This window comes from Rhodobacter sp. NTK016B, from assembly GCF_017303295.1.
Classification (GTDB): domain Bacteria; phylum Pseudomonadota; class Alphaproteobacteria; order Rhodobacterales; family Rhodobacteraceae; genus Pararhodobacter.
Window position 1 is genome coordinate 1 of record NZ_JAFKOK010000053.1, and the last position, 284, is coordinate 284.

General features: G+C 65.8%; 1 protein-coding gene. It reads left to right on the plus strand.

Translation table 11 applies throughout. The features are described from left to right. A partial coding sequence (locus JI664_RS23665) for an NAD(P)/FAD-dependent oxidoreductase (protein WP_207016246.1) occupies positions 1-284 on the plus strand: 284 nt, incomplete at both ends.

Below are 284 nucleotides of genomic sequence, written 5' to 3' on the forward strand. Positions count from 1 at the left end.
GTGGAAGAGGCGCTGTTCCTGACCAATTTCGCGTCCAGGGTAACGCTGGTCCATCGCCGCGACAGCCTGCGGGCCGAGAAGATCATGCAGGACCGGCTGTTCAAGCACGAGAAGATCTCGGTGATCTGGGACAGCGAGGTGGTCGAGGTGCAGGGCACCGACATGCCGCTGGGCGTCACGGGCGCGAAGATCCGCAACGTGAAGACCGGCGCCGAGACGGTCCTGCCCTGCGAGGGGTTCTTCGTGGCGATCGGCCATGCCCCGGCCTCGGAACTGGTCGCGGA